3 protein-coding genes are annotated in these 2,741 nt (G+C 55.2%); all 3 read right to left on the bottom strand.

What is annotated here, in order from left to right; translation table 11 throughout:
• Positions 1-2,031: CusA/CzcA family heavy metal efflux RND transporter (locus QNK41_RS16245; protein ID WP_319258783.1), on the bottom strand; the 2,031-nt coding region annotated here is incomplete at its 3' end.
• An 82-nt stretch (positions 2,032-2,113) separates the two neighbouring features.
• Positions 2,114-2,242: a four helix bundle protein gene (locus QNK41_RS23120; protein ID WP_413815170.1), complete on the bottom strand. Its 129-nt coding sequence runs from the start codon at positions 2,240-2,242 to the stop codon at positions 2,114-2,116.
• 39 nt (positions 2,243-2,281) lie between these two features.
• Positions 2,282-2,741, bottom strand: a 460-nt coding sequence (locus QNK41_RS16240) for an efflux RND transporter periplasmic adaptor subunit (RefSeq protein WP_319258781.1), incomplete at its 5' end; no start/stop codon positions are given.

Here is a 2,741-nt window from a genome sequence, read left to right as displayed (position 1 = left end):
CCCCATCAACTTAAGACCAACCGGCGTTTTGATCCCCGTGGACAGCATGTCAATCCTGGTCTTAATGGGCATCGTCCAGGCATTGGTGAGCCCTGGAAATTGAATGGCTTTATCCATTTCATCTATCAGCGATTGAGTAGTCATTCCCTCACGCCATTCGGACTGCGGCTTTAAGGTGATGATCGTTTCCAGCATGGAAAGTGGTGCAGGATCGGTTGCCGTTTCGGCCCGTCCGGCCTTGCCGGTCACATTATCCACTTCAGGAAAGGACTTGATAATCCTGTCTGTTTGCTGTAGCAATTCCCTGGCCTTGGTAATGGAGATGCCCGGCAGGGTTGTGGGCATGTACAGCAGGTCACCCTCGTTCAGGGGTGGCATGAATTCAGAACCCATGCGTTTGATCGGGATCCATGTGAGGGCCAGGATCACCACCGCGGCAACGAGTACGATGGCCTTCTTCCTGAGAACCACCTTGATGATGGGATGGTAGACCCAGATGAGGAAACGATTAACCGGATTTTTGCTCTCGGGCTTTATTTTTCCCCGAATCAGGTAACCCATGAGTATGGGCACGATGGTGATGGCCAGTATGGCCGAACCCATCATGGCATAGGTCTTGGTGTAGGCCAGCGGCTTGAACAGCCGTCCCTCCTGGGCCTCCAACGCGAATACCGGCAGAAAACTCACGGCGATGATCAATAATGAGAAGAACAGCGCCGGCCCCACCTCCTTGGCGGCGTCGGTGATCAGCTCCCAGTGGGGCTTTTTCCCACCGTCGTGCTCAATGTGCTTGTGGGCGTTTTCGATCATGACGATGGCACCGTCCACCATGGCGCCGATGGCGATGGCGATGCCGCCCAGGCTCATGATGTTGGCGTTGATTCCCTGGGCGTGCATGATAATAAAGCTGATGAACACGCCCACAGGCAGGGTGAAGATGCCCACCAGGGCGCTACGGAAGTGAAAGAGAAAAACCATGCACACGATGGCCACGATGATGCTTTCCTCGATCAGGGTAGTCTTGAGGTTGTCAACGGCACGCATAATAAGCCCAGACCGGTCGTAGACCGCTTTGATGCGAACCCCTTCGGGAAGGCCTGACTTGAGTTCTTCCAGGCGCTTTTTGACGTTGTCGATCACCTTGAGGGCGTTTTCTCCAAAGCGCATGACGATAATCCCGCCGACCACTTCACCCTGCCCGTTGTATTCGGCGATGCCCCGCCGCAGCTCCGGACCGATCTTCACCGTGGCCACATTGCGCAAGAGGATGGGAACTCCCCGGTCATCCACCTTCAGCGGCACATTGTACAGGTCTTCGATACTTTTGATATAGCCCAGCCCCCGTACCATAAACTCGGTCTCGCCCATCTCCACCAAACGGCCGCCCACGTCACTGTTGCTGCGCTTGATAGCCATGCGGATCTTCTGGATGGGGATGTTGTAGGCCCGCAGCTTGTTGGGGTCCACGACCACCTGGTACTGCTTGACATATCCGCCGATGGACGCCACCTCGGACACCCCCGGCACGCTGGCCAGTTCGTAGCGCAGGAACCAGTCCTGGATCGAACGCAACTGGGCCAGGTCGTGGCGGTCGCTCTCAAGGGTGTACTCGTAAACCCAGCCGACACCGGTGGCATCGGGTCCCAGTGAGGGTGTCACCCCTTGAGGCAGGCGGCCGGCGACGAAATTCAGGTACTCCAGCACGCGACTGCGGGCCCAGTAAAGATCGGTGCCGTCTTCAAAAATGATGTAGACAAAAGAGATGCCGAAAAATGAGAACCCGCGTACGACCTTGGCAAACGGCACTGATAACATGGCCGTGGTCAGCGGGTAGGTCACCTGATCCTCGACCACCTGGGGTGCCTGACCGGGATATTCGGTAAAGATGATCACCTGTACATCGGACAGATCGGGAATGGCGTCCAGGGGGGTGCGTGCGATCGCGTATATGCCGGCGGCGATGATGAACAGGGTCGCCAGGATCACGATGAACTTGTTTTTGATGGACAGTTCGATGATTTTTTCGATCATGGCTGGGTTTCCTCGGCAGAGTAACTGTTCACGGTTATCGGTTCACGGTTTTATCGATGAACCATGCAACGATTGAATCATTCTATGTATCGACAAACCTTGGTAAGTCCGGAACAAGCTTTCTTTCACTTCCTTGCGCAATATTTAATGGAATAGCTATAGGTAGACGCAGCATTTGTGCTTTCATTCCGTAATCGCGGCAGTCTCCTATTTTTTTTAACCGTGAACCGGCAACTGTAAACCGGAATGGTTACTTGTCTGAATCCATGGTCATATCGTCCATATCCAGATCGTCGACATCACTTGCGCTCCCTTTGCTGCGCACTTCGAGCATTTTGGCGATGGCCTCTTTCAAACGGCTTTCCGAATCCAGCATGAACTGGCCGGAAACGACAATCTCCTCACCTTCGGCAAGGCCGTCGATGACTTCGAACATATAGTCGTTGCCCTCGACGCCCAGGGTGACCTCCCGTGCCTCGAACTTCCCCTTGCCTCGTGAAACAAAAACCCGCTTCCTCACCCCGCTGTCGATTACCGCCTCCTGGGGCACCACCAGCCGCTCGCCGGGCAGGGTGTTCTGCAGGTATACGTTGGCGTACATTCCCGGCTTGAGTTTGTCGTCCGGATTGGGAAATGAAAGCCGCAGCCGGGCCGTCCGGGTCTTGGGATCCAGGTAGGGGTAGATGAAGAGCACTTCGCCAAAATAGCGT

This window comes from Desulfosarcina sp. (genome assembly GCF_033791525.1).
In the GTDB taxonomy this organism is placed as follows: Bacteria; Desulfobacterota; Desulfobacteria; order Desulfobacterales; family Desulfosarcinaceae; genus Desulfosarcina.
The sequence above is the reverse complement of the archived record's forward strand: the minus strand, read 5'-3'. Positions and strand labels throughout refer to the sequence as shown.